Raw genomic sequence first — 18424 nt, 5'->3', positions numbered from 1 at the left:
GCAATCGAACGAGTCTACACATGGTTTCCCCTGACTTGCTCTCGATCCCTTGGACACGATCAGGCGCGACGGAGACCGCGGATGGAGTTGCTCAATGCTGAACTGTCGGTTTCTGACAGCTTCTGATCTATGGGTCCGAGAGGAGCACCACCAGACTGCCGCTACCGGCCGAAGTAGGCAACGATCCATGATGTGCTTCTGCGCAGTCCATTACGCCGTCTTCATTGATGTCCGCAGCCCCCTTGGACGTCGTACAGATAGGCGTCTCTACTGGCGTGAACGTGAATGCAGATCCGGAATAGAACCAAACCTCATATCGATCGGTGCTGGTATCCTTGTTCGCGATCTCTTCGACACCATCACCTTCGAGATCTACGACCTTGCCCCAGATATCACCAAGCTCATGGGGGCCGTCGAATTGCCAGTCACCACGCCCCCAGTATATGATCTTCAATGGCGACGGTTCGTCGTAGTCGTATCTTGGATCTTCTGCCAACAGGACGACATCGACTCGGCCATCACCATCGAGGTCCCCCAAGTCGATCCTTGATGCATGGAAACCCGGGGTCAAGGTGGCCCCGAGAGCAACTCCTGACCCGTCTGGTTGCAGCCACCCTAGGTGGGCGGACTTGGTGTCGAACGTCTCAGGTATGTACGGGGGGAGATCAATCGCCCCCTCCGGTTCCATGACTGTGGCCGGGTCGATGATTCCATCACCGTCGATATCTCCGAATGCCCATTCGGGAGTCGGGAGCCAGAACTCGAATCCCAGCTCGATGTGGGCCCACGCGCCATCATGCACTTCGATGCCCGTGACCCGAGGAGGGGTCCGCGCAAAGACCTCTTGTCCCAGCACGAGCAACTCGTCGGTCCCGTCACGGTCGATGTCCAATACCCCGTATGGATAGCCAACATCATTGGTGGTCGCGATCAATGGCGGCTCCACAATCGAACCTCCAGCGCCTTGCACGAACAACGCGATCTCCGTGTGATGGAGACGCACGACATCGCGACGACCATCGCCACTGAAATCGCCAACGAACAGTGTGACACCAGAGTCCCGTCCGTCCCCCCACACAGCGAGTAGCTCGAAGCTTCCATCGTCCCGTATCATGTAACTACGAAGCTCATCGGGGGTCTGTACCACCACGTCGGCGCGACCATCACCATTGAGGTCGCCCAGCACGACAGCGACCACGTCGACACCCTCGAGCCGTAGTTCCCGAAAGCAGTACTCCCCCGTGACCACGATCCCGTCGCCGCACGACCAACCGAGCGGGTGGCCCGTCGTCGATGTCTGCCCATCGTCGCCGCTACCGCTCCCATCGCCCGTCACGACCGGGTCGCGCGGACCGCAGCTGGCAAGCATGCCAAGCGACGCCACCAAACCCCACTCGCGCGCACGGAGCCACGCCCCTCGTCGGGCATGGCCATCGGGCCGGCTTCCGTGCGAGGGCCTCATTCATCCAAATGCTACCATAATCCCCCCCCTTGACGTCTACGAGTAATTCACCACGCCGAACGTACGTTCGACGAAATGGCGCAAAATGAACGCCATTGAGCAATCCGCGCATCCGTTGCCGAGTGGGCTGGTGATGCGTCCGATTGGCCCAATCACTCCCCCCACGACCATGCACCGTGCTCCCGCAACAGCCCCTCCGTATGCTCCCAGAGCCGCACCCCCTCCTCCGCGTCGTAACACTTCTCGTCCATCCGCTTGGGATTCCACATGTGCAAGTACTCCCCCGTGCGCTCGCCATACCCCGGCGCCACGCTCATGTACACCGCGGGCCCGGCCGCCACCTCGGGCTTGCGGAAGAACACCTTGAACATCGCTTTCATGAACAATGCCAGTCCCGGCGGTGCATCGCGGGCGATCTCGCTGTCGACGGGCCCGGGACACATCACGTGCACCGCCACGTCGACCTCGCCGCCGCAGGCCAATCGCCGCGACAGCTCCACCGCGAAAGTGTTGAGCACCAGCTTGAAGTAGCTATAGTTGTGGATTCCCTTGTTCACCCCGTAGTCGTAGTAGGTGCCGAGCTCCTCCCAGTCGATCGCCGACGCACCACGGTGAGAATCGGACGACACGTAGAGCATGCGAGGCTTCGGCTCCCCGGGACGAGCGTTTCCCGCGAAGGTTGCGTTGGGGATCGTGCCATCGCGAAGCAGCCGGTGCGCCAGGAGCACCTTGGACAGCATGTTGGTCACGAACATCGCGTCGAGCCCCTGCGCGGTGCGACGCGCCCTCGGCGTCGCCACCCCGGCATTGTCGACCAGCACGTCGATCGTCTCGCCCCGATCGCGCAGCTCGTCGGCGAGCCCGTGCACCTGCCGTAGATCGCTCAGGTCCGCCCGAAGCTGCTCGACCTCGGTCGACCCCGTGGCCCGGCGCACCGCCTCGCCGGCCGCGGGGATCCGGCTGCGCGAGACCATCCGCACCCGCCCACCGCGTCGCGCCAGTTCCGTCGCGATGGCCAGCCCCAACCCCGAGCTCGCCCCCGTGACCAGGCAGGTCCGGCCGTCGACGCGAAGGTCATCGGTGAGTCGGTCGGCGAGCTGCTGGCGCCCAAAGAGGTCCCGCAGCCCCGTGAGCGTGGCCTGGAACGGATTCTGGAAGCGACCGTGCGACACGCCGGGACTGTAGCAGGCGCCGCGAGCCCTCCGGCGGCTCGATGCGTCGACCACCCCGCACGCGATCGTCGAGGCCGCGCAGGCACTCGGTTGCCCGATGTGCTTACTTCCCCAGAGGTGGGCCCAGAGCTGGGCCCAGAGCTGGGCCCTCGAGTCGGGAGAGCCGCGCCCGTAGCTCGGCCAGCTCTCGCTCGGCTCGCTCCCGGGCCTCGCGCTCGGTCTCCAGGGCACGACGCTCGGAGTCCCGGGCCTCACGGGCGGTGGGCACCCAGTCCTGCCCCTGGGGATCCCGAGCGATGCGAAGCCTGGCCACCGTGCCATCGCTCACCACCACCAGGAACGCCGCGAGTTCGGCCGACGCACAGGGCCCCTTGCCCGCGTAGACGCGCACGAAGCCGCCATCGGCCTCACGGCGATAGCACTGAAGCGCCACCCGCTGCGGATCACGAGCCTGGCCGAGCGCCGCTTGGGGATCGAAGATCATCAGCTCTCGCGTACCGAGCTGCGCATACTTCTGCGGCCCCTGGTCGTAGTCCTTGCGCCAGCGATCGGGGTGCTGCTCGTCCCCCGAGACGATCTCGACCGCGAAGCGAGGCGCCCGATGCCCCTCGCGCCAGGTCTGCCACGATGCAGGCAGCGGCGGCGGCGGCGGATCATCGAGCAGGTACACGTCGGGCGAGACCCGTACCATCGGCTCCTCGGGCACCCATGCGAAGAACTGATCGGAGCCGATGAACACGCGGCTCCACCCGCGCTCGGCGGCCAGCTCGCGAAGCACCGACTTGAGGATGTCGATGATCTCGCCCTGCTCGGTACCCTCTCCCATGTCGTCTTCGTCGCTGAGATACCACGACGACCAATCGACGGCCGCACCGACGTCCTCCGGCCGCGGGTCGCGAACCACGTTGAGGGCCCGCGGGGGTCGCCCGGGCGGAGTCGCGTGCTCGGTGGCCGCCGATGACATGCACTGGCGAGGGTAGCACCCTTCCCCTCACCCCAGCCACAGCCGCTTGATCTGCAGGTACCGCCCCTCACCGAACGCAGGGGGTACCGGGAAGTCCTCCGGCAGACCCAGCTCCGACAGCAGCTTGGCCTCGCGCTCGGCCATGAGCGCCCCGCGACCCACGGAGGACAGCAGCTCGCCGTCGTCGAGCTTGGCGGCGTTGCTGATGGCCAGGATCTCGCCGCCCGGTGCCACCACGTGGGCGGTGGCCTGCAAGAGCTCCTCCCAGTCGCGCATGGCCGAGAACACCTTGCCCTTGACCCGGGAGAACGGCGGGGGATCCACGACCACCAGGTCGAAGCGCTCGCCTCGCTGACGCATGCGCTCGAGGAACGCGAATGCATCGCCGGTGAACGCCTCGCAGGCCTCCGGATCCATCCCCGAGGCCACGAGGTTCTGGCGGCAGCGCGCATGCGAGCGCGCGGCGGCATCGACGTTGACCACCTTGGTGGCACCGCCGCGCACCGCCCGAACGCCGAACGAGCCGGTGAACGAGAACAGGTTGAGCACGCGCCGCCCCGCCGACAGCCGCTCGGCCAGGCGCCGCCCCTCCCGCAGGTCCAGGAACAACCCCGGCGACACGGGCGCGCTCACGTCGACCACGAAGCGCAGCCCATCCTCCTCGATCTCCAGCTCGGGCGGCGCGGTCTTGCCGTGCAGGTGGAACGCCGGCGGCTTGCGCTCGTCCGCCACCACCCCTCGCACGCGATCCTGCATGTAGATCCCGGCCGGCGAGAGCTGCTCGGCGAGGATCGGGACGAGGCGCTCGAGGTAGGCCTCGGCGGCGCGCGAATACTTGTAGACGAGCAGGAACTCGCCGAGCCGATCGACCGCGAGCCCCGGTAGACCGTCGCCCTCGCCGTGCACCAGCCGACATGCGTGGAGCACCCCGGGGGAGAGCGTCGCCCTGCGCAGCGCCACCGCGACCTCCACCCGACGGGCCAGCTCCGCGTCGTCCCAGCGCAGCGTGGGTCCGCGCTCGACGATCCGTACCGCGATCGCGCCCTCGGGCTCGCAAAGGCCCCACCCCAGAGGGCGGCCGTCCTCGTCGCAGATCTGGATCGTGTCGCCGGCCTCCTTGCCCTCGAGCGGGCGCAGCAGCGAGTCGCGAAACACCCACGGATGCCCCGCGGTGAGGCCTCGGGCCGCACGGTGGGAGACCTTCACACCTCGGCCACGCACCACCGGAGCCTCGGGGCGACCTCGCCCCCGCCGGGGGCCCCGTGGAGGCTGCCGCTGGTCACGGCCGCCCGAATCCCGCCCTGAGGGTCGCTGTGCCATGGCGGCGGACCATAGCGGAAAAGCCGGCGCAGCGGCACCACCTAGGAGCGCAGCCAGACCCACGGCTGGACCCACGGCCGAACCGCGGCCGCACGCTTGGCCGACCCATCCCCGCCCCGCTACTCTGGTCGGGGCTCGCGCCACCACCGGCGCAATCGAAGCCCAAGCCGAAGGACAATCCCCATGGCCAGCGACAGGATCGGAGAACTCCTCGTCCGCGAGAGCATCATCTCGACGCAGCAGCTTCGCGAAGCACAGGTCGACCAGCACCGCACCGGCAAGCGCCTGGCCTTCAGCCTCGCCAAGCTCGGCATCCTCGGGGAGAAGGAGCTGACCGACTTCCTCTCGCGGCAGTACGGCGTTCCCTCCATCAGCCTCGGTGAATTCGAGATCGACCTCGAGGTGATCGAGCTCATCCCCAAGGACGTGGCCGTCAAGCACACCGTGCTGCCCGTGCAGCGCGCCGGCTCCACGCTCATCGTGGCGATGAGCGATCCCTCCAACATCTACGCCATCGACGATCTCAAGTTCCTCACCGGCCTCAACATCGAGCCGGTGGTCACCACCGACGCGGCCATCGAGGAGGCGATCACCCGCTACTACGAGCAGCCGGCCGAGCTCGAGTCCTACGACGAGGTGATGGGGGGCCTGGAGTTCGAGGACATCGACTTCGGCGACGAGAGCGACGACGAATTCAACGTGCTCGACTCGCAGGCCGAGGCCGAGCAGGCCCCGGTCGTCAAGCTCTGCAACCTCATCCTGCTGAACGCCATCAACAAGGGCGCGTCCGACATCCACATCGAGCCCTACGAGAAGGCCTACCGCGTCCGGTACCGCATCGACGGCGTGCTCCACCAGGAGATGTCGCCCCCGCTCAAGCTCAAGAACGCGATCACCAGCCGCATGAAGATCATGGCGACGCTCGACATCGCCGAGCGCCGCCTGCCCCAGGACGGCCGCATCAAGCTGCGGATCGGCAAGAACCGCGAGATGGACTTCCGCGTGTCGACCTTGCCCACGCTCTATGGCGAGAAGATCGTCATGCGCCTGCTCGACAAGGACAAGCTCGAGCTCGACATGACCAAGCTGGGCTTCGAGACCGCTCCGCTCGCCGCGTTCAAGGAGTGCATCCACCGCCCCTACGGCATGTGCCTGGTGACCGGCCCCACCGGGTCGGGCAAGACCACCACGCTCTACTCGGCCCTGTCCGAGCTCAACAGCGAGGAGGTCAACATCTCCACCGCCGAGGATCCCGTGGAGTACAACCTGCCGGGGATCAATCAAGTGCAGATGCACGACGACATCGGGCTGAACTTCGCGGCGTCGCTGCGCTCGTTCCTGCGCCAGGATCCCGACATCATCATGGTGGGGGAGATCCGCGACTTCGAAACCGCGGAGATCGGGGTCAAGGCGGCGCTCACCGGGCACCTGGTGCTGTCGACCCTGCACACCAACGACGCCCCCTCCACCATCAACCGCATGCTGAACATGGGCGTCGAGCCGTTCCTGGTGACCGCGTCGGTCAACATGATCGTGGCCCAGCGCCTGGCCCGCCGCGTGTGCCGCGACTGCGTGGTCGACGACGCCGAGATCAAGCCGCAGGCGCTCCTCGACGCGGGCATGAAGCCCGCCGAGGCCAAGACGTGCCGCCCCCGAAAGGGCCGCGGCTGCAAGACCTGCGGGAACACGGGCTACAAGGGCCGCGTGGCGCTCTACGAGGTCATGGTGATGACCGACCCGCTCAAGGACCTGGTGCTGCAAGGGGCTTCGACCGCGGAGCTCAAGTCCGAGGCCATTCGCCTGGGCATGTCGACCCTGCGCCGCAGCGGGCTCAACAAGATCAACGAGGGCATGACCACGCTCGAGGAGATCCTGCGGGTGACGGCCAGCGACTAGCCTTGGCCCCCACATCCGCCCACCCCAGGGGCCCGCATCGGACCGGGCGAAAGTGCCAGCGGTTCGCGGCGCCCGTGGCTTTGTTGCTATCCTTGCTCCACTCCCCCGCCGCCGATGACGACGCCGAACCTGCATCAGCTCCTCAAGGCCATGGTCGATTCGGGTGCGACCGACCTGCACGTCACCACCGGCACGGCACCGCAGCTGCGCATCGACGGCGACCTGGTGCCGCTCAAGACCAACAAGCTGACCCAGGTGGAGACCCGCAACCTCTGCTACTCGGTGCTGAGCGACAAGCAGAAGCAGCGCTTCGAGGAGGATCTCGAGCTCGATTTCTCGTTCGGGGTCAAGGGCCTGGCGCGCTTCCGCGGCAACATGTTCGTGCAGCGAGGGGCCACCTGCGCCGCGTTCCGCCTGATCCCCTACGAGATTCCAGCGCTGGAGCAGCTGGGGCTGCCGCCGGTGGTGCACCGCATCGCCCACAAGCCCCGCGGGCTGGTGCTGGTGACCGGCCCCACCGGCTCGGGCAAGAGCACCACGCTCGCGTCGATCATCAGCCAGATCAACCAAACGCTGCGCGGGCACATCATGACGATCGAGGATCCGATCGAGTACCTGCACCAGCATGGCAGCTGCATCGTCAACCAGCGCGAGGTCGGCCAGGACACCAAGAGCTTCAAGAACGCCCTCAAGTACGTGCTGCGCCAGGACCCAGACGTGGTGCTGCTGGGCGAGATGCGCGACCACGAGACCATGGAGGCCGCGCTCACGCTGGCCGAGACCGGGCACCTGACGTTCGGGACCCTGCACACCAACTCCGCGGTGCAGACCATCAACCGCGTGATCGACATGTTCCCGATGGCGCAGCAATCCCAGGTGCGGACCCAGCTGTCGTTCGTGCTCGAGGCGGTGCTGTGCCAGTCGCTGCTGCCCAAGATCGGGGGCGGTCGGGCGCTGGCGGTCGAGGTGATGGTGCCCAACGACGCGATCCGGGCGCTCGTGCGCGACGGCAAGCTGCACCAGATCTACTCGCAGATGCAGCTGGGCCAGGGCACCAACGAGATGCAGACCTTCAATCAGTCGCTGGCCGACCTCGTCCAGCGCAACCTCGTCACGCCCGAGATCGCGCTCAAGCGATCGAGCGATCCCGACGAGCTCCGCAACATGCTCGAGCGCGGCCAGGGCCTGGGTCAGGTCCGCCGACGCGTCTAGTCTCGAGGACAGCCGCACCATGCCGACGTACATCTGGGAAGGCAGGACCAAGGGGGGAGAGCTCCGCAACGGCACGTTCACCGCCGACTCGGAGGACGCCGTCCTCGAGCGCCTCCGGGCGCAGGGGATGACCAACACCAAGGTCAAGCGCAAGCCACTCGACTTCCAGCTGCCCACGATCGGCAGCGGCGTGGCCCTCAAGGACATGGTGGTGTTCACCCGCACGTTCTCCACCATGGTGGATGCGGGCCTGCCGATCGTGTCGGGCCTGGAGATGCTCTCCAACCAGGCCGAGAACCCTCGCTTCGGCAAGATCCTCGCGTCGGTCAAGGCGGAGGTCGAGGCCGGCAAGTCGCTGTCGGAGGCCATGGGGACCCATCCTCGGGTGTTCGACGACCTGTTCCGCAACCTGGTGGCGGCGGGCGAGGCGGGCGGCATCCTCGACGTGATCTTCCGACGCCTGGCCGTCTACCTCGAGAAGGCAGCCAAGCTGCGCCGACAGGTCCGCGGCGCCCTGGTCTATCCGTCCGTGATCATGGGCGTGGGCGTGCTGGTGGTCTTCGTGATGCTGACCAAGGTGCTGCCGGTATTCGAGAAGATGTTCGTCGACCTGGGCGCGGGCTCGCTGCCCGCCCCCACCCGCATGGTGCTGGGGCTGAGCCACGGCATCACCGACAACATCGTGGTCTTCACCCTCGTGGTGGGGGCGCTCGTGGCCGGGTTCATCGCGACCATGAGGACCGACCGGGGACGCTACGGCTTCGACGTGGTGATCCTCAAGGCCCCCGTGATCGGCAACGTCATGCGCAAGATCGCAGTGGCCCGCTTCACCCGCACCCTGGGCACTCTGCTCAGCTCCGGGGTGCCCATCCTCGATGCGCTCGAGATCGTGGCGAGGTCGGCGGGCAACCGGGTGGTCGCCCAGGGCATCATGCACGCGCGCAACAAGATCGCCGAGGGCAAGGACATCGCGACGCCGCTGCTCGAGACCGGCGTGTTTCCACCCATGGTGGTGCAGATGATCGGCGTGGGCGAGCAAACCGGCGCCATGGACGACATGCTGCAGAAGATCGCCGACTTCTACGAGGACGAGGTGGACGCAGCCGTCGCGGGCATGACCGCGCTGCTCGAGCCGCTCATGCTCGTGCTCCTCGGCGGGGTGGTGGGCGGCCTGCTCATCGCCATGTACCTGCCCATCTTCGAGGTCGCGGGCAACATCAAGTAGCGTGGACACCGACTCCCCGCCCCCGAGTCCCTCACGGCCGGACCCCTCGCGGCCGGACCCCTCACGGTCGGACCCCTCGCGGTCGCTGGTCGACGCGGCCCACCCCGAGCCGAAGTCCGCAGGTCCCGAGAGCGTCCTCCTGGGTGGAGCCGCAACGGCGACCCTCGACCCCCGCCGCCGCCGCATCAGCTACTTCATGCTGGTGCGGCTGGTGATGCTGGCGCTGTTCACCGCCGTTGCCACGTTCCTGGCCTGGCAGCGCGACGAGGACTTCGACGTGGTCACCCACCGCTTCGTGTGGGGCACGCTGGTCGTTGGCTACGTGCTGACCATCGTATTCGCTCGATGGTTGCCACGGGTGCGAGACCTCGACCGCTTCGCGTGGCTCCAGACCACCACCGACATCCTCCTGGCGGCGGTGGTCGTGCAGATGAGCGGAGGAGCCGACTCGGGGTTCGTGTCGCTCTATCTCATCGCGGTGCTGGGGGCATCGACCATGGGGGGCACGCGACAGACCTGGGCGGCAGCGGGGGCCTGCGCGCTCATCTACGGGACCACCAGCCTCCTGCAAGGCACGGGTACGATCGAGCCGCAGTCGCTGGGCCACTCGGCTCCTCTGCTGGATCCCATCGACGTGGCCACCAGCAGCGCGCGCACCCTGGCGGCGCTGCTGGGGGTGACCGTGCTCAGCTCGTTCCTCAACAAGCAGCTGGCCTCCTCCACGCTGCAGGTCGGCGACCTGCGGGCGATGAACGAGAACATCCTGCGCTCGCTGACCTCGGGGCTCATCGGCGTCGACGACGAGGCGCGGGTGATCTACTGGAATCCCGCCGCCGAGGCGATCCTGGGGCTTCGCGACGACGATCGGCTGCGGCCGATGACGGCGCTGATGCCCGAGGCCGCGCCGCTGTTGCAGACCAACGAGGTGCTCGCTCGCACGGAGCTCGAGGTGCGAACGCGCGCGGGATCCTCGCTCCACCTGGGCCTGGGCTTCGGGCCCCTTCACGACGGACGGGGGCAGCTCATCGGGCAGCTCATCAGCTTCCAGGATCTGACCCGGATTCGCGAGCTGGCCGAGCAGGTGCGGCGCAACGAGCGGCTGGCGGCAGTGGGCAGCCTGGCCGCTTCCGTCGCCCACGAGATCCGCAACCCGCTCGCGGCGATCAGCGGCAGCGCGGATCTGCTGGCCACCGCTTCGCTCGGGGACGAGGATACCCGGCTGCTGTCGATCATCCGTCGAGAATCCAAGCGGCTGTCGGCCCTGGTGACCGACATGCTGGCCTTCACGCGTCCGCGGCCGCCCAACCGGGGCCGGGTCGCGCTGCGACGCGTCGCGCAGGAGACCGCCGAGCACTTCAAGGCCGATCCGGCCAACGCGGGCATGCAGCTCGAGCTGCGTGGTGACGACGCGATCCCCGATGTGGAGGTCGATGCGGCCCAGCTCACCCAGGTGCTGTGGAACCTGCTGCGCAACGCGGCGGAGGCGATGGACGGTCGCGGCCCGATGCTCCTGGAGGTTCGATCCCGACCCGAGGACCGCGAGGTGGAGGTCGCGGTGATCGACCACGGCCCCGGCATCCCCGAGGACCGGCGCGATCGCATCTTCGACCCCTTCTTCACCACCAAGGAGCGCGGCACCGGCTTCGGCCTGGCGATCGTGTACCGCATCGTGCAGGACAACGGCGGTGCCATCGAGCTGTCGTCGATCCCCGGCCACGGGACCAGCTTCCGGCTGCGCTTCCCTGCCATCGAGGGCGCCGACGAGCCGCGAGCGCTCCCGCCCCATTCGTGAAACATCCGGTCCATCCTTGCTCTTCGGAGGGTCCTGGCTAGGGTGGACTCCGGCATGATCCCACCGCTCGACCGAGGCGCTGGCCGCTCCGCTGACGACCCCGACATGGCCGATGCGCTGGCCCACGTGGTGAGCGCGGCCGGCCGCGTGCTGGAGGACCGCCTCGCGCTGCTACGCCTCGAGGCGCGCCGCAGCGTCGAGCACGGGCTGCGCGTCGGGAGACTGCGGGCGGCGATGCTGGCGGCGTGGACGTGCGCGGTGGGCCTGGGCATGGCCGCCGTGATCTGGGGATTGTCGCAGGTCATGTCGGTCGGGTTTGCGCTGGGGGCAGTGGCGGCGGCGTCGGGCGTGACGGGCGTGGGCGTGGGCCTGGTGGCTCGCCGGATTGCGCGGGAACGGAGCCCGCAGCGGGAGGCTCGACCGCACGCCCTCGGCCCCGCCATGGGGTCGACCGCGCTGGCCGAGCGCACCCGAGGAGGAGGAAGCGCCTGAGGTGGAGGTCGAGCACGAGCACGACCCCAGGGTCGACGTGCGGTCGTCGCTCGACCGCGACGGACGAGAGCTGCGGTTGGCGCTGCAGGAGCTGAGCCGTGTGACACGGGCGAAGCTCGACCTGCGGCAACACCTGGTCGAGCACTACACGCCGGTGCTGCTCGTGGGGTTCTTGGTGGGGCTTTGGTGGGGGATGCGAGCGAGCCACCGTCGGCCGATCGTGCTGATCGCGACCACGCGCTCGCTGGGCCCTTGCTGAAGTCGGCTCAGCGCGGCTTGCCCTGCGTTCCTCCGAACCTGCGGCTCCACCACAGCCCCGCCCCGCCCTGCCCCGCATCGCCGAAGAACGTCTCCACGCTCCAGTGAGGGGGAGCGAATCGGTAGTCGAGCGACAGCTCGGCCCGGTTGGTCCCCGCGGGCGCGTTGTGGTGGTACGTGCCCTCCACATAGAGCCTGCGGTTGATCCGCTTGCCCACGGTGAGGATCGGTTGATCGACCGTCTCACCGAAGCCCACGGCCACCCGGTCGATCCCCACGGTCTGCCGCAGCTGTCGCTGGAGGGCGCTGTTCTCGAAGGCGGCGAGCACCGAGGCCACCTTGGCCCCGTACTCGGCGTCGTCGGTCTCGTTGGCATCGGCTCGTCCGGTGATGAGCAAGGCGAACACGTCGGACTCGGGCATCGAGGGATCGGATCGCAGCTCGAGCCTCGGACGGCTGAGCGGACCGTCGATGGCCATGGTGACCCCGATGTCCTCGATCCGAGTGGTGGCCACGAGGTCGATGAACGGATCCAGATCGCCCTGGACCGGCATGCGCACGACCGCCCGCTGAATGTCGAAGTCGTTGCCCAGCAGCGACACCCGCCCGCCCACGGTCTGGAACGAGCCGTGCACGCGGGGCGGCTGCCCCTGCTCGTTGCGCACGGTCACCCGCCCGCGCCAGTCCATGTCGGCTTGGCTCGCGCGGATCCGCAGGGGATCGGCCAAGGTCAGGGTCACCTCCAGATCGCGAGGGATCCAGGTCTGCTGGTCGTGCGCCTCCTGCTGGGCCTCGCGGCCCGCTCGATCGGTGAAGACGATCCCCTCGTCGTCGGGGATCTGCTTGGCCGTGCGCCCTCCCGTGGTCTCCAGCACATCCACGAAGCCATTGCGCGCCACGACGTCGATCCGAGTGAGCTCACCGGTGGCATCCATGTCCACGTCGACGCGAGCGCCGAGGGTCATCATGGGCAGACCGGGTCGCACGATCGGCAGCGCGTCGGCCACGAGCTGCATCGAGCCCCGGGACTCGCCACGCGCCACGTGCAGCGATCCGGAGGCACGGGTCGAGCCATCGCCGCTGCGGGCCGACATCTCGAGCGCCACATCGGGTCCGCTCAGGGCCGCCTCCACGTTCAGCTCCGTCAGGCGCTGCTGCAGCGGCACGATGGTGACGGCGGCCCGCTCGATCTGGAGCCGCCCCTCGAGCCGGGGATTGGACAGCCTGCCCTCGACCGAGGCGTGCAGGCTCATCGAGCCTTCGGGACGGTCGACCGACGACGGCAGCAGCGGCGCGAGCCGAGCGAGGGCCAGCCCCTCGACATCGGCCTTGGCGTCGATCACCACCTCGGAGGGTTCGAGCGTCCCGGTCAGCAACTCGCGAAGCGCGGCGTCGAGTCGGGCGGTCACCGTCAGCCCGCGGGGCCCGCCGTCGATCAGCAGCCGGGCGTGCTGTTGCTCGGGCGCGATGCTGGCCTGCAACGACACCGATACGGGGGCCAGTTCCTGCTTCCACGCGCTCATGCGAGCCCGCAGTACACCGGAGGGAGACAGCGCGGGCCCCCGCAGCTCGAGCGCTGCGTTCGCCATCAGCTCCAGCCCGCGGGGCAGCGCCAAGAGGCCAGCCAGCATGCGCTGGTCGACCCCCGCCGCGCGTACGCTCAGCGCGTGCTCCTGCTCGCGGTGCCACTGCACCGCCGCCGACGATCCGTCCACGTGCAGGGGCACGCGAGCCGAGGCCTCGATGCGCTGCGCACCATGACGCTGCTCGAGGCGGGCCCGAAGCCCATCCGCGCCGTCGTAGCGGGCCCGCAGCCGGACCCGGCCCAGCGGGCTCGACTGCACGCTCAGGTGGTCGGCCGTCAATGCGGCGCTCAGACGGGGTGCAGCCCCCGTCCCGTCGAGCCGTACCGAGCCGGCCAACGTGCCGGCCATCGCGAGCTCGGGAAGCACGTGGCGCAGCCCGGCCAGGCGTACGTCCTCCAGCTCGAGCGTCGCCTCGATCGGCCGCTGCGGGTCCCACTCGGGCGCGGCCCACGTCGCCCCAGGTCCCCGCGACCTCCGCGACCGGATCGGCAGCCGCCCCGACACCTCCACCAGCCGCGCCCACGGTCCGCTGAGGTGGACGCGAGCCCGCGCGTCGTCCTCGAGCAGATGGAGGCGTACCTCCGCCGCGCCCAGCTCCACGCCCGCCCACCGAAGCCGTCGGCCTCGTACGAGCCCCTCGCCGCGTAGTACGCCCTGATGGGCGGCCAGGTCGAGCCGAGCGCCCGCGATGCCGTCGAGCTCGAGCCCGGGCACCCACGGATCGACCACGGCCAGCTCGAAGCCGTGGAGCTCCGCCACCAGCCGATGAGGAGCATCCAGCCGAGGGACCACGCGACCGGCCAGCGGATCGACCCGCAGCGGCACCAGCATCGCCACGTGACCACGACCGATGCGAGGACCCGCGAGCCTCAGGTCGACCCGGGCTCGCTCGTCCTCGTACAGCATGGTGAGCCGCGCATCGCCCCACGGTCGTTCGCCCATGCCGGCGCCGTCGACCGAGATCCTCGCCAGCATCACGGGATCGTCGAGGCGACCGGCGAGCCGCACGGTGGCGTCGGCTCGGCCTCGTGGCGCCTCGTCGATGGGTAGCCAAGGGGCGAGCCGACGGAGTTCGAACCCCTCGACGTCCACACTGGCGAGCAGAGGACGCGACGCAACGAGGCCGAACGGCGAGCCATCCAAGGCCACGTGCATCGGCACCCGCCCAAACACCCTGGCCCTCGCCCGACGATGGGACCAGCGCACCTCGGCCTCGGCGAGCTCTTGATCGTAGCGTGCGTCGAGCCGCACGCGACCCAGCGGCTCGTCGGCCCAGCCCAGCGAAGAGGCTCCGAGGTCGACGCGCAGCGTGGGGCGGCCCGCCGTGCCACGGAGGCGCATCCGCCCGTCCAGGCGCCCCCGGATCGGCAACGATGGAACGAGGTGCTCCACCACACCGAGGTCGATGTGATCGACGTCCACCTCGAGGTTCGAGCGCCCCTTCCAGGCAACGCGTCCCTTCACGCCCAGATGCCCGCCGGCCACCGCCAAGCCAAGCTCGTCCACCGTCGCCCCGTCATCGTCGATCGTCATCGACGCCAAGCCGCGCAGCAACACCGGCTGGTCGCGCAACTCGCCCTCGAGCCGTCGCAGGGTGACGGCCAAGACCTCCCCCGTGGCGACCTCGCCCTCGAGGCTCAGGCGATCATCCTCGTGACGAGCCCGTGCCGATACGTGGCACCGCCAGTCACCCGAGCGACGGCAGCGAGCATCGATTCGACCTACCCCGGCCAATCGCGGCACGTCACGCGACGACAGGCGGTCCACGTAGGCCGTGGCGGCCTCGGCGGAGCGCACGACCACGTGGGCCTCGACCCGGGAGAGCGCGCGATCGGGCAGCTCGGCCGAGACCTCGAGCCGAGCGCCGGGCACCCGTGCCTCGGCCCGCGCTCGCATGCCCTCCGCGTCGCCGTGCAACCACGCAGAAGCATCGGCATCGGGCACGTTCACCCGCGCGTGCGCCTCCAGCCGACCGTCCTCCAGGCGAGCGCTGGCCTCCACGTGAGCATCGGGCAGGCCCAGGTCCAGCGAGGGATCCACGTCGCCGCGCACGCGGGCTCGAAGCGGCCTTCCGGCCCGGAACTCGGCCGCCGCGTGGATCCGTGCGCTTCCGTAGGCGGGCACGTCGGCCTGCAGCGTCGCAGTCGCTCCGGTCCACGTGCCCTCGCCGCGCAGCTCGAGCTCGGCCGAGGGCAGCGCCACCTCCTCCAGCGGCGACTCGAACAGCCGGACCAACAGCGCCGCGGCGTAGCGCCGGGCCAGCACATCGAGCCGCCCCTTGGGCAGCAAGACCTCGCCAGCCTCCGATTCCAGCCACAGGTCGTCCACCGACACCACCGGGGACCGCCATGTGATCCGCCCACGACCCGAGGTCACCCGAAGATCGTCGACTGGACCGATCTCCCCCGCGACCCTCTCGATCTCCAACGCCGCGTGGCGCCCCCGACCGGTGAGCCGAGCCCGTAGCTCCGCATCGCGGATCAGCAGCTCCGACAACGAAGGACCCGGCGGGTGCTCCTCCACCGTCACGTCGAAGACCTCGACGTACGCTTCGATCGCCAGCGGCAGGTCGGGTCCAGGGGCAGCCGAAGGGGATGGAGCAGAAGGCGGTGCGAGGTCACCCCAGCTCGAGTCGGGCCACAGGTGCACACGCACGCCCGTGGCATCCAGGCGCTCGACCTCCAGCGTGCCTCCGAGCAACGCCCACGGTCGCGCCTTCACGCACAGCTCGCGCATCGCAACGAGCGGTCGCTCCTCGGCGTCGGAGACCGCCACGCCCACCAGGCACACTCGGTCCCCGAGGTGGCCGTGGAGTCCGTCGATCGTGATCGTGCCGGGGATCGACGCCGAGTAGCGCGTGATGGCCTGCTCTACGGTCCATGCGGTGCCGCGCTCGGTGCCCAGCACCCATGCCAAGAGCCCTGCCGCCAGGGCCACCCCGATCACCAGGGCGACTCCCATGCGCCGTCCGAAGCGGCGGGCACGAGCGAAGCGCCGGGCCATCAGAACATCCCCCCGAGCCCGAAGTGCACCGCCCAACGCGGCTGGTGCTGGTAGGCCACCGGATTGTTGAGGCGTCCCCCCACGTCGAGGCGGAACGTGCCGATTCGACTGGCATAGCGCAGCCCCGGCCCCGCCGAGTAGCTCCACTGCCGCGGATGGAACGTACCGACCTCGGCCTGCACGTCGCCCATGTCGAGGAACGCCACGCCCCATAGCTCGCGCCACAGGCGAGTGCGGATCTCGACGTTGCCCAGCACCGAGGTGTTGCCACCCACCGGGACGCGACTGCACGAGCCATCGGACGCGCAATCCGTCATGTAGGGCGAGAGCCGTCGCTGACCCCAGCCACGCACCGTGCTCGCGCCACCGAGATACAGCTTGAGATCGAAGGGAGCGCCCGGCTCGTCCCCGAACGGCACGATGAAGCCCACTTGGCCCCGCACCGCGAGCTGCAGGCGTCGAGCGATCGGCGTCCAGTAGGCACGCACCTCCGGGACGATCTTGTGGTAGTCGAACTGCCCGCCGAAGATCCCGCCGGCGAGGTCGTAGGTGACCGACAGCGCGACGCCGTCGTTGGGATCGACGAGGCGGTCGGTGAAGCGCAGGTTCAGCTCGACCTGCACGAAGCTCAATCGATAGGGGTCGCGAAAGTCCAGCCCGAGGAGCGAGCGGTTGCCATCGAGGGTCGGCGAGATGGCGAAGAAGTCCACGAAGCGGACGTTGTGCGACAGCCCCACCTCCACGTAGCGCGTGAAGAAGCGTGACACCCCCACCCGATTGGCGAGTGCGTAGAACTGGTAGCCCTCCTGTAGCCCCAGCTCGACGCCGGGTTCGAGCGTCCACACCAGGTGGTCCTCGAGCAGGCCCTTCTTGCGCACGCGGGGCTCGAACCGCCCGATCGGCCCGTGTTCCCGGGGTTGGTAGATCGCCGGGAGTTCCGCATAGCCTGCGCGCGCCCGAAGGCGCAGCTCGGTGAGGGTATGGCCGAGGTTGCGGTGCTCGTAGCGGGCCTCGCCGTACTGCTCCCACCGGTTGGGATCGACACCCAGCACGACCCCCAGCGAGATCGACTGGGGCTTGCTCTCCTGCACGTGGACCACCAGATCCAGCACGCCATCGCGGGGCTCTTCGGCGTGGGTGACGGTAACCGAGGCGAACACCCCCAGCGCGTCCACCGAGTCCTGGATCTGCTGCAGCCGGCGGGGAGAGAACGGCTTGCCCGGGTAGCGCTCGAGCTCCACCCGCACCGGGTGCTCGGGCACGGTCTGCAGGCCATCGAGCTCGATCTTGCCGATCCGCACGAAGGGTCCGGGAACCAGCGCGAAGGAGACACTCGCCTGCCGACCCACCCGATCGATGCGGGCCCGGCCCTCGACCGTTGCAAACGCATGGCCGCGATCGCGCAGCGCCTCGCGCATGGCGTCCTCCGACGCGTGCAGCTCCTCGGCGTCGAACGGCTCACCGACCTCGAGCCCGCAGTACGACTCCACGTGGCTCACCCGCGCGCGGCGATCGGGCGGCCCGCGGGGCGGTCCCTGCGGCCAGTCGAAGCCGAGGTCGGTCACGAGGGTGGGCTCGCCCTCCTCGACCACGAACACCACGTCGGCCACCTCGTCGTTCTTGGGCACCACCCGAACGTCGGTGACCTTGGCGTCGTGGTAGCCATGGGCGGCATGGAGCGCCTCGATCCGATCGGCATCGACCGGCATCATCCCCTCGATCAGGTAGCGACGGTCCGGCAGCGGAAGCCAGCGCGTCTCCTTGAGCTCGAGGTATTGCTCGATCTCCTGGTCGCTCAGGGCCGTGTTGCCGACGATCTCGATGTCGCGCAGCCGGTACTGCGCGCCGGTCAGCTCCTGGGCCGTGCGACGACTCGCGCAGCCGGCTGGGACCAGCCCTTCCATCACCGCCCAGCACGCCACGACCGCTGCGCGCAGCATCCTCGTCGCGGCTGCGAGCCGGGCGCGGAGCCGATCGGCCTCGCACGCCGATGCCGAGGATCGAACATCGAGGAGGTCGAACATCGAGGAGGTCGGTCTACG

The 18424-nt window shown here is 68.9% G+C and carries 12 protein-coding genes; 6 read left to right on the top strand and 6 right to left on the bottom strand.

All coding sequences use genetic code 11. The features are described 5' to 3' along the window. Positions 1-127: 127 nt before the first annotated feature. The 4 genes from OEB96_RS32570 to OEB96_RS32555 all read right to left on the bottom strand — a co-directional run bounded on the left by OEB96_RS32570 (position 128) and on the right by OEB96_RS32555 (position 4819). Positions 128-1336, bottom strand: a complete 1209-nt coding sequence (locus OEB96_RS32570) for an FG-GAP repeat domain-containing protein (RefSeq protein ID WP_266220730.1) — start codon at positions 1334-1336, stop codon at positions 128-130. A gap of 278 nt (positions 1337-1614) precedes the next feature. Continuing rightward, positions 1615-2634 (bottom strand): SDR family NAD(P)-dependent oxidoreductase, encoded by a 1020-nt coding sequence (locus OEB96_RS32565; protein ID WP_266220729.1) that lies wholly within the window; start codon positions 2632-2634, stop codon positions 1615-1617. A 103-nt stretch (positions 2635-2737) separates the two neighbouring features. After that, positions 2738-3598 (bottom strand): Uma2 family endonuclease, encoded by an 861-nt coding sequence (locus OEB96_RS32560; RefSeq protein ID WP_266220728.1) that lies wholly within the window; start codon positions 3596-3598, stop codon positions 2738-2740. Between the two features lie 27 nt (positions 3599-3625). Next, positions 3626-4819: a class I SAM-dependent rRNA methyltransferase gene (locus OEB96_RS32555; RefSeq protein ID WP_266220727.1), complete on the bottom strand. Its 1194-nt coding sequence runs from the start codon at positions 4817-4819 to the stop codon at positions 3626-3628. A 282-nt stretch (positions 4820-5101) separates the two neighbouring features. Here OEB96_RS32555 and pilB point away from each other — a divergent pair, with 282 nt between their 5' ends. From pilB to OEB96_RS32525, 6 genes are all read left to right on the top strand, one after another. Further along, positions 5102-6814: a type IV-A pilus assembly ATPase PilB gene (pilB, locus tag OEB96_RS32550; protein ID WP_266220726.1), complete on the top strand. Its 1713-nt coding sequence runs from the start codon at positions 5102-5104 to the stop codon at positions 6812-6814. Positions 6815-6928: 114 nt separating this feature from the next. Further along, complete coding sequence (locus OEB96_RS32545) at positions 6929-8026, top strand: type IV pilus twitching motility protein PilT (protein ID WP_266220725.1); 1098 nt, start codon at positions 6929-6931, stop codon at positions 8024-8026. A 19-nt stretch (positions 8027-8045) separates the two neighbouring features. Then, the gene (locus OEB96_RS32540) at positions 8046-9251 is read left to right on the top strand and encodes a type II secretion system F family protein (RefSeq protein ID WP_266220724.1); all 1206 of its coding nucleotides are present in this window, start codon (positions 8046-8048) and stop codon (positions 9249-9251) included. Between the two features lies 1 nt (position 9252). Continuing rightward, positions 9253-11043 (top strand): two-component system sensor histidine kinase NtrB, encoded by a 1791-nt coding sequence (locus tag OEB96_RS32535; RefSeq protein ID WP_266220723.1) that lies wholly within the window; start codon positions 9253-9255, stop codon positions 11041-11043. Positions 11044-11097: 54 nt separating this feature from the next. Continuing rightward, entirely contained in the window at positions 11098-11535 is a 438-nt protein-coding gene (locus tag OEB96_RS32530; protein ID WP_266220722.1) for a phage holin family protein, read from the top strand. Between the two features lies 1 nt (position 11536). Further along, a complete protein-coding gene (locus OEB96_RS32525; RefSeq protein ID WP_266220721.1) occupies positions 11537-11794 on the top strand; it encodes a hypothetical protein in 258 nt (85 codons plus the stop codon). Between the two features lie 7 nt (positions 11795-11801). Here the strand turns inward: OEB96_RS32525 and OEB96_RS32520 are convergent, their stop codons facing one another. Both OEB96_RS32520 and OEB96_RS32515 read right to left on the bottom strand, forming a co-directional pair. After that, positions 11802-16382 carry a translocation/assembly module TamB domain-containing protein gene (locus OEB96_RS32520; RefSeq protein WP_266220720.1) on the bottom strand — a complete coding sequence of 1527 codons (4581 nt, stop codon included), beginning with the start codon at positions 16380-16382 and terminating at the stop codon, positions 11802-11804. Next, complete coding sequence (locus OEB96_RS32515; RefSeq protein ID WP_266220719.1) at positions 16382-18406, bottom strand: BamA/OMP85 family outer membrane protein; 2025 nt, start codon at positions 18404-18406, stop codon at positions 16382-16384. Before OEB96_RS32515 ends, OEB96_RS32520 begins: the two co-directional genes overlap by 1 nt. Between the last annotated feature and the right edge of the window lie 18 nt (positions 18407-18424).

This window comes from Paraliomyxa miuraensis (assembly GCF_026337845.1).
Taxonomy (GTDB): domain Bacteria; phylum Myxococcota_A; class Polyangia; order Nannocystales; family Nannocystaceae; genus Paraliomyxa; species Paraliomyxa miuraensis.
The sequence above is the reverse complement of the archived record's forward strand: the minus strand, read 5'-3'. Positions and strand labels throughout refer to the sequence as shown.

What these genes read in the sequence shown, in the direction of transcription:
- OEB96_RS32560 (WP_266220728.1), bottom strand. Translation starts at nt 3,598, where the DNA reads ATGTCATCGGCGGCCACCGAGCACGCGACTCCGCCCGGGCGACCCCCG.
- pilB (WP_266220726.1), top strand. Translation starts at nt 5,102, where the DNA reads ATGGCCAGCGACAGGATCGGAGAACTCCTCGTCCGCGAGAGCATCATC.
- OEB96_RS32545 (WP_266220725.1), top strand. Translation starts at nt 6,929, where the DNA reads ATGACGACGCCGAACCTGCATCAGCTCCTCAAGGCCATGGTCGATTCG.
- OEB96_RS32540 (WP_266220724.1), top strand. Translation starts at nt 8,046, where the DNA reads ATGCCGACGTACATCTGGGAAGGCAGGACCAAGGGGGGAGAGCTCCGC.
- OEB96_RS32530 (WP_266220722.1), top strand. Translation starts at nt 11,098, where the DNA reads ATGATCCCACCGCTCGACCGAGGCGCTGGCCGCTCCGCTGACGACCCC.
- OEB96_RS32520 (WP_266220720.1), bottom strand. Translation starts at nt 16,382, where the DNA reads ATGGCCCGGCGCTTCGCTCGTGCCCGCCGCTTCGGACGGCGCATGGGA.
- OEB96_RS32515 (WP_266220719.1), bottom strand. Translation starts at nt 18,406, where the DNA reads ATGTTCGACCTCCTCGATGTTCGATCCTCGGCATCGGCGTGCGAGGCC.